The 17877-nt window shown below is 39.6% G+C and carries 14 protein-coding genes; 8 read left to right on the forward strand and 6 right to left on the reverse strand.

Annotated elements, in window-relative coordinates:
- Nucleotides 1-80 precede the first annotated feature (80 nt).
- Nucleotides 81-2978 carry a valine--tRNA ligase gene (locus DK207_RS12155; protein ID WP_109441414.1) on the forward strand — a complete coding sequence of 966 codons (2898 nt, stop codon included), beginning with the start codon at nucleotides 81-83 and terminating at the stop codon, nucleotides 2976-2978.
- A gap of 80 nt (nucleotides 2979-3058) precedes the next feature.
- Nucleotides 3059-3940, forward strand: a complete 882-nt coding sequence (locus DK207_RS12160; protein WP_109441415.1) for a hypothetical protein — start codon at nucleotides 3059-3061, stop codon at nucleotides 3938-3940.
- Nucleotides 3941-4064: 124 nt separating this feature from the next.
- On the opposite strand, the gene DK207_RS12165 is transcribed toward DK207_RS12160, so the two are convergent.
- Together DK207_RS12165 and DK207_RS12170 are read right to left on the reverse strand one after the other, a co-directional pair.
- Entirely contained in the window at nucleotides 4065-5105 is a 1041-nt protein-coding gene (locus DK207_RS12165) for a molecular chaperone DnaJ (protein ID WP_109441416.1), read from the reverse strand.
- A gap of 120 nt (nucleotides 5106-5225) precedes the next feature.
- On the reverse strand, nucleotides 5226-6131 hold the full coding sequence (locus DK207_RS12170) for an AEC family transporter (protein WP_109441417.1): 906 nt from the start codon (nucleotides 6129-6131) through the stop codon (nucleotides 5226-5228).
- Between the two features lie 407 nt (nucleotides 6132-6538).
- Between DK207_RS12170 and DK207_RS12175 the strand changes: the two genes are divergently transcribed.
- The 6 genes from DK207_RS12175 to DK207_RS12200 all read left to right on the forward strand — a co-directional run bounded on the left by DK207_RS12175 (nucleotide 6539) and on the right by DK207_RS12200 (nucleotide 12354).
- Nucleotides 6539-7723 carry an ammonium transporter gene (locus DK207_RS12175; RefSeq protein ID WP_109441418.1) on the forward strand — a complete coding sequence of 395 codons (1185 nt, stop codon included), beginning with the start codon at nucleotides 6539-6541 and terminating at the stop codon, nucleotides 7721-7723.
- Nucleotides 7724-8176: 453 nt separating this feature from the next.
- Entirely contained in the window at nucleotides 8177-9121 is a 945-nt protein-coding gene (locus tag DK207_RS12180) for a transporter substrate-binding domain-containing protein (protein ID WP_109441419.1), read from the forward strand.
- 78 nt (nucleotides 9122-9199) lie between these two features.
- The gene (locus tag DK207_RS12185) at nucleotides 9200-9943 is read left to right on the forward strand and encodes an amino acid ABC transporter permease (RefSeq protein WP_109441420.1); all 744 of its coding nucleotides are present in this window, start codon (nucleotides 9200-9202) and stop codon (nucleotides 9941-9943) included.
- Between the two features lies 1 nt (nucleotide 9944).
- Nucleotides 9945-10628, forward strand: a complete 684-nt coding sequence (locus DK207_RS12190; RefSeq protein WP_004640466.1) for an ABC transporter permease subunit — start codon at nucleotides 9945-9947, stop codon at nucleotides 10626-10628.
- A gap of 14 nt (nucleotides 10629-10642) precedes the next feature.
- Entirely contained in the window at nucleotides 10643-11368 is a 726-nt protein-coding gene (locus tag DK207_RS12195; protein WP_171293683.1) for an amino acid ABC transporter ATP-binding protein, read from the forward strand.
- Nucleotides 11369-11541: 173 nt separating this feature from the next.
- The gene (locus DK207_RS12200; RefSeq protein WP_109441422.1) at nucleotides 11542-12354 is read left to right on the forward strand and encodes a lipopolysaccharide kinase InaA family protein; all 813 of its coding nucleotides are present in this window, start codon (nucleotides 11542-11544) and stop codon (nucleotides 12352-12354) included.
- A gap of 22 nt (nucleotides 12355-12376) precedes the next feature.
- Here the strand turns inward: DK207_RS12200 and DK207_RS12205 are convergent, their stop codons facing one another.
- From DK207_RS12205 to DK207_RS12220, 4 genes are all read right to left on the reverse strand, one after another.
- Complete coding sequence (locus tag DK207_RS12205; protein ID WP_109441423.1) at nucleotides 12377-13717, reverse strand: sensor histidine kinase; 1341 nt, start codon at nucleotides 13715-13717, stop codon at nucleotides 12377-12379.
- A 2-nt stretch (nucleotides 13718-13719) separates the two neighbouring features.
- Entirely contained in the window at nucleotides 13720-14397 is a 678-nt protein-coding gene (locus DK207_RS12210) for a response regulator transcription factor (protein WP_109441424.1), read from the reverse strand.
- Nucleotides 14398-14411: 14 nt separating this feature from the next.
- Complete coding sequence (locus DK207_RS12215; protein ID WP_109441425.1) at nucleotides 14412-16052, reverse strand: phosphoethanolamine transferase; 1641 nt, start codon at nucleotides 16050-16052, stop codon at nucleotides 14412-14414.
- A gap of 169 nt (nucleotides 16053-16221) precedes the next feature.
- Nucleotides 16222-17484: a DcaP family trimeric outer membrane transporter gene (locus DK207_RS12220; protein ID WP_005083085.1), complete on the reverse strand. Its 1263-nt coding sequence runs from the start codon at nucleotides 17482-17484 to the stop codon at nucleotides 16222-16224.
- Nucleotides 17485-17877: the final 393 nt, after the last annotated feature.

A 17877-nucleotide genomic window follows, 5' to 3' on the forward strand; every position in this document is an offset into this window, starting at 1 on the left:
CAGCGGTGAAATGCCAACAGATTCGATAGATTTTTGCTACAATAGATGCAATTTTTTATTCATTTTTGATCTTCTGTACTATGACTGACGCTCAATCTGCTCAAAATATCGCAACGACTTACGACCCAACCGAGATCGAGAAAAAATGGTATCAAATCTGGGAACAACAGGGTTATTTCAAACCGTCAGGTCAAGGTGAATCATTCTGTATCATGATTCCACCACCAAACGTCACGGGTAGCTTGCACATGGGTCATGGCTTTAACAATGCCATTATGGATGCCCTCACCCGTTATAACCGTATGATGGGTAAAAATACCTTATGGCAACCAGGAACTGACCATGCGGGGATTGCAACGCAGATGGTCGTCGAGCGTCAACTGGGCCTACAAGGGATTAACCGCCATGACTTGGGTCGTGAAAAGTTCATCGACAAAGTTTGGGAATGGAAAGAACAATCAGGCGGAACGATTACGCGTCAAATCCGTCGTCTAGGCTCATCAGTCGACTGGTCACGTGAACGCTTCACGATGGATGAAGGTTTATCCAATGCGGTGAAAGAAGTGTTTGTTAAACTTCACGAAGATGGTTTGATCTATCGTGGTAAGCGTTTGGTGAACTGGGATCCAAAACTACAAACAGCCCTTTCTGATCTTGAAGTTGAAAGCAAAGAAGAAAAAGGCTCTTTGTGGCACTTTAAATATTTCTTTGAAGATAAATCGCTAAAAACCAAAGATGGCAATGACTACCTTGTGGTTGCAACGACACGTCCTGAAACATTATTGGGCGATACTGCCGTTGCAGTACATCCTGAAGATGAACGCTATGCACACCTCATTGGTAAAAACATTGTTCTACCGATCACAGGTCGTTTAGTTCCTGTTGTTGCTGATGAATACGTTGAAAAAGACTTCGGTACAGGCTGTGTAAAGATCACACCTGCGCATGACTTCAATGACTATGAAGTAGGTAAACGTTGTGGTCTAGCGATTATCAATATCTTCAACAAAAATGCAGAAGTTTTGGCCGAGTTTGAATACATCGCTAAAGCGGGTGAGCAAATTTCACAACTGCTTCCTGCCCCTGCAGACTATATCGGTTTAGAGCGTTTTGCGGCGCGTAAAAAATTGGTTGAACAAGCGGAAGCTGAAGGCTGGTTAGATCAAATCCAACCTTATGACTTAAAAGCACCACGTGGTGACCGTTCAGGTGTGATCGTTGAACCATTATTGACAGACCAATGGTATGTGAAAATTGCACCACTTGCTGAACCTGCAATTGAAGCGGTTCAAGATGGTCGTATCAAGTTTGTTCCTGAGCAATACACCAACATGTATATGTCTTGGATGCGTGATATTCAAGACTGGTGTATCTCTCGTCAACTCTGGTGGGGTCACCGTATCCCTGCTTGGTATGATCTCGATGGCAACATCTACGTGGGTCGCAACGAAGAAGAAGTTCGTAGCAAAAACAACATCGCTGCTGATGTAGAGCTGAAACAAGACGAAGACGTTTTGGACACATGGTTCTCATCTGCGCTTTGGACATTCTCAACTTTGGGTTGGACTGGCGACGCACAAAAAGATGCAGCGAATGATTTCCTTAAAACCTTCCATCCAACAGATGTGTTGGTGACTGGTTTTGACATTATCTTCTTCTGGGTTGCGCGCATGATCATGATGACCATGCACTTTATGAAGAATGAAGATGGTTCATCACAAGTTCCATTCAAGACGGTTTACGTTCACGGCTTAGTACGCGATGGTGAAGGTCAAAAAATGTCGAAGTCTAAAGGGAACGTCCTTGATCCATTAGATTTGATCGACGGTATTGATTTAGAAAGTCTTGTTGCGAAACGTACAACGGGCTTAATGAATCCGAAAGATGCTGCGAAAATTGAGAAATCAACGCGCAAAGAATTCCCAGACGGCATCAATGCTTATGGTACGGATGCAGTACGTTTCACCTTCTGCGCACTTGCAAATACAGGTCGTGACATTAAGTTCGACTTAAAGCGTGTTGAAGGCTATCGTAACTTCTGTAACAAGATTTGGAATGCAACACGTTTCGTCCTGATGAATGTTGAAGGTCAAACAGTTGGTCAAGAAGCGCGTCCTGATCTTTGGGAACTTCCAGAACAGTGGATCATCAGCCGTTTGCAAAAAGCAGAAGCTGCGGTGCATCAAGCGTTTGCAACATATCGTTTAGACCTAGCAGCACAAGCAATCTATGACTTTATTTGGAATGAATACTGCGACTGGTACGTTGAGTTAACTAAGCCTGTTCTCAATGATGCGAATGTATCTGAAGAGCGTAAAGCTGAGGTTCGTCGTGTATTGCTTGCAGTGATGGAATCTTCACTACGTTTGGCACATCCACTCATGCCGTATTTGACAGAAGAAATCTGGCAAACCCTTGCGCCGATGTTAGGCAAAGGTGGTGCAACGATTATGACTGCACAATACCCTGTTCCTGATCAAGCGAAGATCAATGATCAAGCTGAAGCAGATATGCAGTGGTTACAAGGTTTGATCGGTGCAGTACGTAACATCCGTGGTGAAATGGGCTTAGGTAATGCACGTTTATTGCCTGTATTGCTCAAGAACATTTCTGATGCAGAGCGTGAGCAAATCATCCGTATCGAAGCATTGTTCAAAGCACTCGCGAAAGTTGAAAGCATTGAGTTCTTGACCAATGAGCAAGAGCCACCTCTTTCATGCTCTAGCGTTGTAAGCCATGCATCTGTATTTGTACCGATGAAAGGCTTGATTGATCCTAAAGCTGAATTGGGCCGTTTGCAGAAGGACTTGGATAAGGTTCAAAAGCAACATGATCAAATTGCCAATAAACTTTCTAACGAAGGTTTTGTCGCTAAAGCACCAGCAGCCGTAGTTGAAGGTGAAAAAGTGAAATTGGCTGAGTTTGCTAATCAGTTAGCGAAAATTAAGCAAAGTATGGAGCAGATTGCTGCGCTTTAAGGTGTTGCATATTTAATCAAATCTGTTGTATAAAGGGCTGATTATTCAGCCCTTTTATTTATAATTTAAGGAATATAAAATTGAAAATAATATTTAATGGCCTATTTATTATAGCTCTTTTCGTAACAAAACAAGTTCATGCCCAAATTGAGATACCTGAAAAGTTAATCCTTAATAAAAATGATTTATATTTAAAAGGTAATATAAAAAGCTTAAATACTTGGACTAAACAAAAATTTAGTCCTTTTAAGTTTGACGAAGTACAAATTTACTTTTTACCCAACGGAGTATTAAGACAAATTGATTCCCCATCAATGGGATCTTTTGGACAAGAGTGGGAATTCGATAAAAAATCTTCCAAACTTATAAAGCATCATTTATATACGAATAATCAAGCTATGGAGCGAAATAATTACTTGATTGGCTCTGTTACTCATTACGATAAAGAAAATAGACCTCAAATCATTGCTTATTATCCAAAGATTTCTTCAAACATTTTATCTAAAAAAGTAACTATAGAATATACTCCAACTACTCAAATTTACAAACATTATTCTAATACCCCAAACAATAACCTTCAACTTATGTCAGTTCAAACAATACAAATTAGCTCTCAAAATGGTGAACTTGAAAAAATCATATTGGCCAATGCTCCTCCATATCATTTCATGCCACCTATTGAAAAACTATATAATCACAACGGTCTGATAAAATCATCCTTACAAGATATGCGCGAGAATTCAAAAATAGAATATCAATATGAGAATTCTGTATTATCGAAAATCCTTAATTATACTCATAATGATACGAATGTAAGTTTTAAAGACTACAAATTTGATGATTCTGGCAATTGGATACAAAGAAACCTATTAGATAATAAAAATAATGATATGGGAGTAGAATATAGAAAGCTTGAATATTACTCCGCCTGTATACCGAATACTTTTATTTCAAGTAAATAATATTAAATTCACGATATTAGAATAAATCTTCAATAATTATAATTTAGTTTTTCCAAAATTCCCTTCTGTGGCTATTTAATAAAAAAGATTTCTACCCTCTTTTATATGGAGAGGGTGTATTACATTAAAGCACCCCATGCTCCAACAACATCTCCACCCCACTCACTTTTTTCATATGCTTTAAACGTTCCTTTTCCCACTTCAACTGCTGCTTTAACTCAGCACAGTCCGCATCAATCGCTTTGTACACATCACTGATATGCACATGCTCGGCTTTTACCTTTTTCGCCAACTGAAAAGAATCCAAAATTTCTTCGATTTGACTTTCAAGCTGCTGACTTTGCGCATCTAAAGCCAGTTTATAAAACTTCACTTGCTCCGCAGATAACTCTTTCACCCCTACACCGTTATTCTGTTCAAGCTGTAACTGGAGTTTCAACAAATAAAATAAATCCTGCCGTTCATACGCCTGACTGGCTTGTTGGAACAATTCGGTTTTTTCTGCTTTCTTGGTTTCATCTTGCTCACGGTCAGGATGAATCATCGCAGCAATTTTTAAATACACCGTTTTAAGTGACTGTGCTGCCAGTTGCTCGGCTTGTTCACGTTTCTGTTGCTGGCATAACTGCTTGGCTTTTTCTCTTGCCTGTTGCTGATCCACCGCATATTGCTCAAAGTCATTTTCTAGTTCGCTTGCTTGTTCTGCATGTTGTTCGATGCTCTGTTCAGATGATGCTTGATACTCAAACTTTTTTGACTGTGCTTTTTTAGGCTTTTTAACAGATTGTTGTGCGTGTTGCTGATAAAAGGTATCGATCTGCTTCACAAGATTGAGTTGTTCTTCATCCAACATTTGTGAGCGTTTCAACATACGGGCAAGTTGTGCGATTTTCTCATCGAGTTGTTGTAAGTCAGTTTTGGAAAATGTATGTGATTGCAACATTTGCCAAAGTTGCTCTAATTGTAGAAACAATACCTCATGTAGTTCACGGTACACTGGCATTAACTTTTGTCGGGTATGTTGTTGAATCTCGTCTTGCGCATTTTTCCATGTGGCAAGACTGATTTTTTGCTGTTTAATTTGAGCAATCAAACGATTGAGCTTTTTCTGCTGTGCAGATGGTTCAGACCTTTGTTTAAAACTGACTTTGAGATCAAAGGACATGTTCATCTACCTGAAAAGAAGAATTGAATAATAAGACAAATAAGGAATTAACTCTTTATAAGTATAGAATAATATCCTTATGTTTAAGCATGAAGAGTATCTTGTCACTTGATTTATAGTTCAAGATACCCACCAAATCACTACTGGTAGCGTTACAGCCGCACATAAAGTTTGAAAGCTAATCACCGCTGCCATGAGTTGACTATCCCCACCCAAGACTTTCGTTAAAATATAAGCAGCAGAAGCCGTTGGCAAAGCAAAAAACACCACTAAAATTTGAGTTTGTAGGCTTGGCAAGCCTAACCATGTACAGACCATAAATGCCAAAGCTGGTACAGCCAAAAGTCGAGCAAAAGTATCGGCAACTAACACCACAATATCTTTTTTCATCTGCATAAACTGTAAAGCCGCGCCAACACATAACAAACCCAGTGGCAAACTCGATGCTGAAAACAGCTTGATCAAACTAGAAAGACCATCCCAAATCGGAATATTTAAGACATTAACCACACCACCCACAATACAAGAAACAATCAACGGATTCTTCAGCAACGCAATCAAAACAGGTTTAACCGCCATTTGCTCTTTAGACGTTAAAGCCAGCACTGAAATCACATTGACCAATGGAATACACAGCGCCAGTAAAATCACCAAAATCGCCAGTCCTTCTTTTTGGAATAAAGAAGCAACCAACGCTAAACCAATGTAAGTATTGAAACGAACCAAACTTTGGACATGTACACCAAAACGAGCAGGCTGAATATTCCAAAACATTCGCAATACATACATAAAAGCCGTCACGAGCAGCACGACAAAGAACATAGCGAATATCGCTGTACTCAGACTTTGAAAGTCCACCTTTGTGGTCGATAAGGTATTGAATAATAAAGCAGGAAATAAAATATAGTAATTTAGCTTTTCTGCACCTGCCCAAAAATCTTGACTCAGGAAATGATATTTTTTAAATAGATATCCTGATGCAATCAATGCCACCAAAGGAAATAGGGCCAGAATAATACTATTCATTACTTTACTCAGCTTTTAATGTTGCAGTGCTTGGATATTTCAAAAATCAACTTATTGGTATTGATTAAAGATGATTTACAGTTTGTTTTAAACCCGTTATTACACTTAAGTACGATATGAACTTTATAAATTAGAAGCATCTAGCTCTGTCACACCATCATGCATGCTCATTTTCCATTTAATATCAAATAATCGCTTAGGCTTCTACCCAAAAGCCAAAATGCACTACTTTTCACCAAAAATAAAATATTACCTCTAAATTGGTGCGTTTTTTGCATATCTCAGTGCATCAAAATGAGCTTTTTATAGATCGCTCTAGTTTTTAGATGAATTAAATCCATTTTGGTGCAAAAAATGATCGTTTTATTTGCACCAAAATTGGGTTTAGCACTTATATCGAGCATGTTATGCAAAACGTAGATATCTTTTTTCTATTACTTGGTGCTGTACTCGTCCTCTCTATGCACGCTGGATTTGCTTTCCTCGAACTAGGAACAGTACGCCATAAGAACCAAGTCAATGCACTTAGTAAAATCCTCACCGACTTCTGTATCTCTGCAATTGCCTACTTCTTTGTCGGCTACTGGATTGCTTATGGTCAAAATTTCCTCGTGACTGGCGAATTACTATCTGCCAATCATGGCTATGACCTCATGCGTTGCTTCTTCTTGCTCACCTTTGCCGCAGCGATTCCTGCGATTGTTTCAGGTGGTATCGCAGAACGCGCGAAGATGCGCTCACAAGCATTAGCCACTTTATTATTAGTCGCACTGATCTACCCATTTTTTGAAGGTATGATTTGGAATGGCAATTATGGTGTACAAACATGGTTGGAAAATCAGTTTGGTGCCCCGTTCCATGATTTTGCTGGCTCAGTCGTCGTCCATGCGATGGGGGGCTGGATCGCACTTGCAGCAGTCTTGTTGTTGGGTGCACGAAATGGTCGCTATAAAGATGGACGCGTAAGTGCTCATCCACCGTCATCTATTCCCTTCCTGGCTTTGGGTTCATGGATTTTGATCGTGGGTTGGTTTGGCTTTAATGTAATGAGCGCGCAACGTGTTGAGGCCATCTCAGGACTCGTCGCCATTAACTCACTCATGGCTATGGCGGGTGGTACGTTGGCAGCCAATTTCATGGGGAAAAATGACCCGGGTTTCTTACATAATGGCCCGTTGGCAGGACTTGTGGCAATCTGTGCAGGCTCCGATATTGTGCATCCAATTGGTGCATTAGTGATTGGTGCAAGTGCAGGTGCGATTTTTGTGTACTTTTTCACTTATACTCAAAATAAACTTAAAGTCGATGATGTACTTGGTGTTTGGCCTTTACATGGTATTTGCGGTGCATTCGGCGCCATCGTTGCAGGTATTTTTGGCCAACAAGCACTTGGCGGTTTGGGTGGTGTATCTTTTATTTCACAATTAATCGGTACAGGATTGGGCATTAGTGTGGCTTTAATCGGTGGTTTCATCGTCTATGGTCTATTGAAGCTCACTATAGGTATTCGCTTATCTCAAGAAGATGAGTTTCGCGGTGCCGACCTATCTATTCATAAAATTTCAGCGAACTCAGAGCAATCAATGTTCTAATTTTTCAATTATTTAAAGCGGCGATCTAGCCGCTTTTTTTTTCGACGTCGATATTCATTTAAAGAATTACCGATCAATCACGGCGCTTATTTTAATCTTTGACGACATATAACATCTAGAACGAAACCTAGTTCTAATGTCATCTATGGTTTTACATCCTAAAATTTACGCTGAAATTTATCCTCGCCAAAAATACAAGTTGTGGCATGTATTATGCTTTCTTTTTCCTGCAATTTTTACTGTAATTCGTTCGCTATTAAATTGCGTGATTGATCCATAGTTACGTTTAACAAAACCGTAAAAAATATCGCTTGAGCAACCGTATTGAAGTCTATTAATATGAAAACTAATGTATTTTTATACATGAAAAAAGATATTATTTTTCATAAAAACTGACCGCTCAATAGTAACAATTACGAATGCGTCCATAACGATACAAAAGGAGTTTTGTACATGACACCTAAACGCACCATGACCTCTTTGCTTTGCGCAAGTGCTTTAATGTTCGGCCTGAGTGCCTGTAGTGATAATAAAGCCCCAGCCGCAGGTGATAAAGCAACTGAAGGTGATGTCTCTACCTCAGGTACCTTAAATAAAATCAAAAGCTCTGGCACTATCGTGCTGGGTTATCGCGATTCTTCTATTCCATTTTCTTATATTGCTGGCAATCCAAATCAGCCTGTAGGATATGCTCATGATTTACAGCTGAAAGTGGTTGAGGCTGTTAAGCAAAAACTGAATATGCCAGATCTGAAAATCCGTTATAACCTTGTCACCAGCCAGAATCGTATTCCCCTCGTATCAAACGGTACCGTAGATCTGGAATGTGGTTCCACCACCAATAATAAAGAACGCCAACAACAAGTTGATTTCTCAGTGGGTTTCTTTGAAGTTGGTTCACGACTATTAACAGCCAAAGATTCTGGAATTAAAGATTTTGCCGACCTTAAGGGCAAAAAATTGGTAACCACGGCTGGTACGACCTCAGAACGTTATATCCGTCAGCATCAACAGGAATTGGGTATTGGTGAAATCATTTCTGCCAAAGATCATGCTGAATCATTCCTGATGTTACAAAATGGCCGTGCGGTTGCGTTCATGATGGATGACATTTTACTTGCGGGTGAAAAATCAAAAGCCAAAGATCCGAATAAATGGGACATTGTGGGCACTGCACCTATCCAAGAAATTTATGGCTGTATGTTGCGCAAAGGTGATACCGGATTTAAACAAGTGGTCGATGATGCCATTAAAGCCACCTATGCTTCAGGTGAAATTAACCAAATGTACGAAAAATGGTTCCAACAACCAATTCCACCTAAAAATATTAACCTGAACTTTGCTATGTCTGATCAACTTAAAGCGTTAATCAGCAATCCGCATGATCGGGATCAATAACCCAATCACTTATATCGAAAATATTATTGCGGAACCGGGGAACAATGGATGTTCTCCCGCTTCTTCTCAGGAGTTATTATGACTTATAGCTGGAACTGGGGAGTTTTGTGGCAATCAACGGGTGTGGGCGATACCACTTACTTAAACTGGGTTGTAACGGGTCTAGGATGGCTGGTGGTTATTGCTGTAGTAGCGTGGACGATTGCCATGCTTCTCGGTAGTATCCTTGGCATTATGCGTACACTTCCAAATAAAACAGCCAGAGCCATAGGTACCGCCTACGTCACGGTGTTTAGGAATGTACCTTTACTCATTCAGTTATTTATCTGGTTTTATGTGTTTCCAAACTTTCTCCCTGCGCCAATTAAAAACTGGTGGATGAGTGATCTTGGTGCCAATACCACCGCATTGATTTCTGCCAGTATCGGACTCGGACTATTTACCGCTGCACGTGTTTGTGAACAAGTAAGAACGGGCATTGAAGCCTTACCCCAAGGTCAAATCAATGCAGGCTATGCAATGGGCTTTTCTACGGCACAACTGTATCGCTATGTGATTCTGCCACAGTCTTTCCGTACAATTTTACCCCCACTGAGTTCAGAGTTAACGAACTGTGTAAAAAATACCTCTGTGGCCTCCCTTGTCGGGGTTGCGGAAATTATTTCACAGATGAAAACTATTAGTGAATACACGCAAAATACCATCGAAATTTACACCATTGTCACCATCATTTTTATCGTCATCAACATCTGCTTGATTTCTGCAATGAACCTACTGGAAAAACGTCTGCGTATTCCTGGTCTAATTTCAGGAGGTAAGTAGTATGGAATGGCTAACTTCTTTTCTGAATGATTTACAACAATCTGGCCCTGCCCTTTGGCACGGTTTCAGCATCACAATAAAAGTGGTCGTGATTGCCACAATTGGCGGTATTTTTATTGGTACGCTGCTTGCACTAATGCGTTTATCTTCAATTAAAGTCTTGAACCTAATCGCACAAGCTTATGTGAACCTCTTTCGTTCCATTCCCCTGCTGCTGGTACTGATGTGGTTTTATTTTGCGGTACCGTTTATTTACACCTCGATCACAGGTAAATATCTGACCATTGATACTGCTTTAGTCTCTAGTATCGTGGCGTTCATGTTATTTGAAGCTGCTTATTTTTCTGAAATTGTGCGTGCTGGTATCCAATCAATTCCAAAAGGTCAGGTTGCTGCAGCGGCCGCTCTCGGCATGAGTTATGGTCAGTCCATGCGTCTGATAATCCTGCCTCAAGCATTTCGAAAAATGACCCCACTATTACTTCAACAAACTATTATTCTATTTCAGGATTCCACCATGGTATATGCCATTGGTCTACTGGATTTTTTCAGAACAAACTATGTCCGTGGGGATCTAATGGGCTTACTCACCCAATATATTTTATTTGCAGGGTTGGTGTACTTTACCGTTAGTGCCATCGCAACATTTGCAGTGAAACGTTTACAAAGGAGGTTACGTGTATGAGTGATAATAAAGTAATGATAGACCTCCAAAATGTCAGTAAGTGGTATGAAAAATTTCAGGTACTGACCGACTGTTCTACTCAAATCTGCCAAGGTGAAGTGGTTGTCGTTTGCGGTCCATCAGGTTCAGGAAAATCGACATTGATTAAAACTGTAAATGGTCTTGAGCCATTTCAACAGGGTAAAATTTTTGTAGATGGTGTACCGATTCATGATTCCAAAACCGATATGACCAAATTACGCAGTCGAGTCGGAATGGTGTTTCAACACTTTGAATTATTTCCTCACCTCAGTATTACCGAAAATCTAACCATTGCTCAGATTAAAGTGTTAGGTCGTTCAGAAGCAGAAGCGAACAAGAAAGGTTTGGCTTATCTCGACCGCGTTGGACTAAGCGCACAAGCCAATAAATACCCTGCACAGCTTTCAGGTGGGCAACAACAACGTGTCGCGATTGCCCGTGCGTTGAGTATGGATCCGATTGCGATGTTGTTTGATGAACCTACATCTGCACTTGATCCTGAAATGATCAATGAAGTGCTTGACGTGATGGTTGGACTTGCCAAGGAAGGGATGACGATGATGTGTGTTACCCATGAAATGGGTTTTGCTCGTCAGGTCGCAAATCGTATTATTTTCATGGATCAAGGAAAAATTGTTGAGGATTGTTCCAAAGATGAGTTCTTTGGTACACCACGCGGCGAGCGTGCTCAGCAGTTTCTGGATAAAATTTTGCATTAAGTTCATCGCAAGCATAAAGCAGCCGACTTGGTTGCTTTATGCTGAAATATAAGCCATTAATTTTCTTTTCGCCATCACACATCGCTATATTTCAATTCCGTAATTAAGCCACAATATGATAAAGTGAGTCCTCATTGAAATGAGTATGATGACTTAGGAATAAATAGCTGCACATGGATGACTTTCAAAAATTCTTAGATACCACAGTTACGACTCAACAAGATTCAATCCAAGCATATGAATTAAGCACGGGTAAAGTATGGTTAAAGAAAGCATCTGAACGTCATGGCTTATGGTTATACACGCCCCTGAAATGGCTCGCCAAAATTTTCAATTTGGGCGCAATCATGCCTGTTCCAAATCAAGGTGGTAGCAAAGCAATCCAGTGTGAATTTAACCGCATTAATCAACTCAAACAACTTGGTATTTCTACACCGAATGTACTTGCTATCTCAGAAAAAGGAATTCTACTAGAAGATCTCAGCATACAACGTCAAAGTAAAGTAAAACAACTTGATCAAGCTCTCGCAGGCCGTAAAAAAAAGCCTAGTGTACAACTTTCGTTATTTGAACAAGCAATACAAGAAATCCAGAACATCCATTTTAAAGGAGGTTATTTAAGTGAAGCTTTTGCGCGTAATATTTTAATTGATGAGCAGAACCACTTTAGTTTTATTGATTTTGAGACAGATCCTGGAGATGTGCTTAGTCTACATGACTGTTTTGTTCGCGACTGGCTATTATTTATATTTTCAACTGCCTATCATTTTGAATTTGAACAATTAAATGATGCCAGCCACACACTTTATCAAGTATTATTGGCTGAACCACAAGTCTATAAAGACATTTGTAAAGTTGGAAAACGCCTAAACTGGATATCTCATTTAAACATCAAAAAAGTCGGTAATGATGGAAAACGTATCCAAAAATGTGTTTTATTTTTACGCTATTTAAAAGAACAATCAGAAGTAAATAGCAGCACTTAATTTATGTTTTATAGAACTGATACTAAGTATGTCGTTCAAGGGTTTTGGGAAGTCGAACAGTCACGGATAATCCTCCCAAATCTTTACTTTGAGCCAAGGTTAAACGTCCCCCCAAACGTTGCGTAGCTTTATCAACAATGGACAATCCTAAGCCACTACCCACTTCCAAATGATGATGGACACGATAAAAACGTTTCAGAACCTCATCATACTTTTCAGGATCGATACCTGTACCACTGTCTTCAATTTGAATACAGGCAAAATCTTTATCGTCGCTATATACAGAAATATTGATAATACCTTGATTGGGGGTGTATTTAATCGCGTTATCAATCAGATTAAATATAATCGAATGTACTGTGGATTCAAGGCTTTGCATCTCCACAATGTCATTGCGTTCAAACCCTAGATCAATTTCTTTTTGCATCGACAAACTAACCAGTTGTTCGATACAGTCCAATACAACATCATTTAAACGAAATTGGCTATGTGGTTCGACCAACATTAAGCCAACATCCTGCTTCGCCAACGCCAGTAATTGAGTGACCAAATGCTGAATACGGGCCAGCCCCTTACTTAAATTTTGTAAAGACTGTTGTTCTGGTAATTGGCTCATCAGAATTTTCGTCTGCAAATTTAACGCAGTCACAGGAGTTCTGAGTTCATGTGCTGCATCTGCAATAAATTGTTTTTGTTCAGCTTGAGCATGCTGAATGCGTGCAAATAAATGATTCATTTCTTCAATGGTCGGTATCAACTCTTGTGGATACTCTCCACTATCAATCGGAGCTAAGCCATCTGAATCACGCTGTGTTAGCTCTGCCTTGAAATCATCCAAAGGTTTTAAACTTAAACTAATAATAAATGCGAGAATGATGATGGCAAATGGCAAAAGCAACACATAGGGAATAAACATACTCCCAGCCAATTCCCATGCAAAATTCTTACGCACACTTTCTTGCTGACTGACTTGGATTTGATAGTCTTTCAAAGGGATCGCATATACTCGCCATTTACCTTGAGGGGTTTCTTGGCTATAAAAACCTGCTTGTTGTACTGGCGGAATAAGCAAATGGGTATGATGTGATAAATGGCTATGATCTTTATATGCCCAAATATCAACCAGTAAATCTTCCTCATGATAACTACGATGCAACTCAACTTTACTGGCGATCGTGGTCATCGGCTGCGTGACAGATCGTTCCGCCATATACTGCATTTGCGTATCTAGAATCTCATCGACTTCATACAATGCAATTTTATAAGCAGTAAATACCAGCAGACATCCAAGCAAAAGACTGAAAAGTGAAGTCCCCCAAATCAGTCTTTTTTTCAGTGAAAATTGCTTAGATATCTTTAGCATTATTAAGGTTGCCCTAGTCGATAGCCTAATCCACGAATTGTCCGAATAAAGTCTTTACCCAACTTTGCACGTAAATGATGAACATACACTTCGATTGTATTACTGGTGACTTCACTATCAAAATCATACAACTTATCTTCTAGATTTGCCTTTGAAAAAATCTTATTAGGATGTGTCACCATCGGAATCAGAATCGCCCATTCTCGGTTCGAGAGTTCGATTTGCTCCCCTTTAAACATCGCTAAATGCTGTTCCACATCGAGAACAAGATCACCACTTTTAAGAAGTTGGATATTACCCTTATTCTGATTCATGACAGTATTGCCACGGCGCAATAAAGCATGGATACGAGCCAACAACTCATCAAACTCATAGGGCTTAATCAGATAATCGTCTGCACCTTGATTTAGACCATCGACGCGATACTGAAGTTGATCACGCGCTGAGATAATCAACACGGGCATTGCCGTGCGTTGACGAATTTGTTTAAGGATTTGCATACCATCCATCAAAGGTAAACCCAAATCCAGCAACACCAAATCAAAAGCTTGCTTTCCGAGCAAAGCCAAACCATCTACACCATTATTGACCCATTCAACATCAAACTGATGGAATTGCAATAAGGTTATAGTTGACTCTGCAATCATAAAGTCATCTTCGATCATCAAGATCTTGGTCATAAGCTCATCTCACCTTATGGATGGGTACATGCAGTTAGCATATTGTTGTTTGAGTCAATCACTTTGGTTTTCACATCCAATAAACTCAGCATGGTTGGAAATAAGTTATCTTGACTCAGTTTTTTATCCTGTTGTTGTAACAAACAGTGCACTTGTTTTTCTGCCTGTTGCTGCCATGATTTAGAAAACCACATCAACATCGGAATATGGGTTTGTTGTGTTGGTGCGATTGCATAGGGCGCGCCATGTAAATACATACCATGTTCACCAGTGGACTCACCATGATCTGATAAATACCACATTGCACTTCGATATTGCGTTGTATTTTTTAATGTTTCTATTAATGCATCCAATATGTGATCTGTATAGAGCACCGTATTGTCATAACTATTGATCAATTGATCATGATCACAACCTTGAATCGCATTGGTATCACACGTTGGTTTAAACTGACTGAATACTCTCGGTACACGTTCATAATACGCAGGGCCATGACTGCCAATTTGATGTAACACAACCAAGCGTGGACGCGTATCTTGTGCTGAAATTTTTTCTAGATAAACCTTTAAACTATCGACTAAAATTCCATCAAGGCATTCATCATTCTTGCACCATTTTTGTTGAAGCGTATCTGGTATTTTAAACTGTTCAACACGGTCACAGGTTCCTTTACAACCTGAATTATTATCAATCCACGCCACTTGATAACCCGCTCGCTTAGCGATATCCAATAGTCCTTCGCGATGACTGGCGAGTTGCTCATCATAATCCACTCTAGGCATGCCTGAAAACATACATGGCAAAGATACAGCCGTTGCTGTACCGCAAGAGCTCACTTGGGAAAAATTGATGATCTCTTGCTGAGCAAGTTTGGGATTGGTATTTCTTGCATAACCATCTAAAGCGAAACTTTCAGCACGCGCAGTTTCACCGACCACTAACACCATTAATTTAGGTAAATTTTCTGTATTTTGATCGTGAATCTTTGCATCCACACCATAACCAAGCAAAGGTAGATTTTGCTGTGGTGCTTTCTTTTTATAATAAGAAGCAGATGCCGCAAGCATATTTTGTGGCGATAGCATACGTTTTAAATCTCGATGCTCACGAAAAATTGCAGCAAAATCAACATAAAAAATAAATAGTGTCCCAGCTACAAGCAACAAAGCCAGTCCTGAAGCCACAACTTTCTTTAAAATTTGACCCGTGATCGGTTCAGATTTAATTGGAATCAAAAGCATTGCGGTGATAGGAAAAATAATCATTCCTAGGACCCATAACAACAAACTCCATGACCATGTATCTCGAGCTTCTGCAAAATTAGTTTGCATGATATTTTGAATTTGGTCGGCAGTGATCAACACCCCTAAACTTGTTACCGTATAAGAAGCTAACCCACCGATTACGATTAAAATCATCGCAATCAGTTTTGCATTCCACTGCCAACTCACCCACTGCAAGATAAAGTTATATACGGCGATCACGACCATAACAGAGGCGGCAACAAATAAATTCGCCTTTATCCCTGTATAGGGTGTGAGTGATCGAAGTCTTTCATAAAAGCTAATATTAAGGAATAATCCCAACCAAACTGCCAACAAAAGGTTAAAAGTCAGTAGAGAAATGGCTTTGATCTTGAGGTTTTGCAGCAGCATGAAAGTCACACTCTACCAATCAATTTTGGAGTGTTGAAACCTTACTGAAACAAACTTAAAAATGACTTAAAGATAAAAGACTCTAATTTGCTATAGAACCTCTGAAGAGTTTTATCAATAAAAAATCGAGGCTTAACCTCGATTTTTTATCCTTGCGTATAGGGATGTGTTAGAAGCTGTATTTCGCCATCAAACCAACACGATTATCTTTAAAAGACTTACCTTCAAATGTTTCACGCTTACCATTGATATATTCAACCCCTAAATCAATTGGTTTCGCAGGCGTATAAATAAAGTTGATCCAAGCTTGTTGTACTTTCTCATTGGCTGTGACATTGGCTTTGGCATAGTCAGTACCATCATCAGCAAAATGAGCACCGTATGCTAATGTTGAACGCAAGTTAGGTAAGATTTTATAAGTTCCACCGACTTGTACAGCGATGACTTCATTTTGCTCTATATCATCATTTACTACGGTATAAGCTGTGTTGCTGCCATAAAGATAACTGCTATCACCCACTACATAAGAGGCATCAGCAAAAAGCTTCAATGGGTCAGCAACTTTAAAGTCAGTTCCTAGAGCAATACCCCAACCAGTTTTATCGTCGCCAGCCTTTTCTGATTTATAATTTTCAACTAAAGCACGTGCTGAAGCAGAACCTTTACCTTCTGCATAAGCTTGTGTCACTTTAGCTGTCAACACAGGTAATCTATATTTAATTTTATCATCAGTTGCTGAGCTATCACCTTCTTCTGCTGAAACGAACAACTGTGTGGTTGGACCCAATTTGTAGTTATAACGGACTTGCGGAAGACGCTTTGTACCACCACCAATGTTGGTAGAGAAGTCTATCATTTCAGGCGCATGGCTCGATAGAAAGTTTGATGTGGTTTGGCCAAAGAGCCAGTTATCATAAGTTAAGTATGCATGACGAATACGTAATGCCTCATTGGTGCCCGCGAAGTCCACCTCAACTCTCCCTCCTACCTTGGCATCACCGACTGGCGTGGTAAAATCTAAACCAAGACGTGTTGTTTTAGCTGTGGCCCGTAATTTATCTTTCGCCTCACCTGTTGACTTACTTACAGCATTAAAATCATCATCTGCACCTTCGATAATGTAGTTGGCATCTCCTCGAACAAAACCATACAGATTTACGTCAGCTCCCGCTTTCGACTTTAAAGATGCTAATGGAGAAACAGGCGTGGTTACTTGAGGCTGGGTCTTAACTTCCGCTAATTGTACCTGCTGCTGCTGTTGTACCTGTCGTTGTTCTTGGACTAAAGCTTTTAATGCTTCAACTTCCTGACGAAGCTTTTGAATTTCTTCCTTATCGGAAGCTGCCGCATGTGCTCCGCTCATCATCAAAGCCGTGACCGTTAGCGCTAAACCTTTAATTACAAATGATTTACTATTTAGTGATAATTGCATCGAAAACTCCTAATCTATATTTTATGTTGCCTATCCATGCGAAATTGATCCGTATTTTTGCTAAGAACTAAAAGGATCAAACATTTTCCAATGTATTGAGGTGCATGAATTTGGTTACTACATCTAAAAAAATGATTTATATATAAAATAAAGTTGAAACTTGGATCGAAACAAGGTGAAACCATCTTTCCAATTTACCAAGATATTCTCTTTACTATATTTGGTAACAAATCCTACACAGCACCTTTATATTACAGAACGATTAAAAAAATATTTCATTATTCTTATTTAGACTTTAGGCGAATACCCACCTTCTTTCTCACTTTTTTAGCTTCATTATTCACGTAATTCTAATAATGAAAAATATAAAACCCTCTTCATGTTTTATTCCAT

This window comes from Acinetobacter haemolyticus (assembly GCF_900406815.1).
GTDB lineage: Bacteria > Pseudomonadota > Gammaproteobacteria > Pseudomonadales > Moraxellaceae > Acinetobacter > Acinetobacter haemolyticus_A.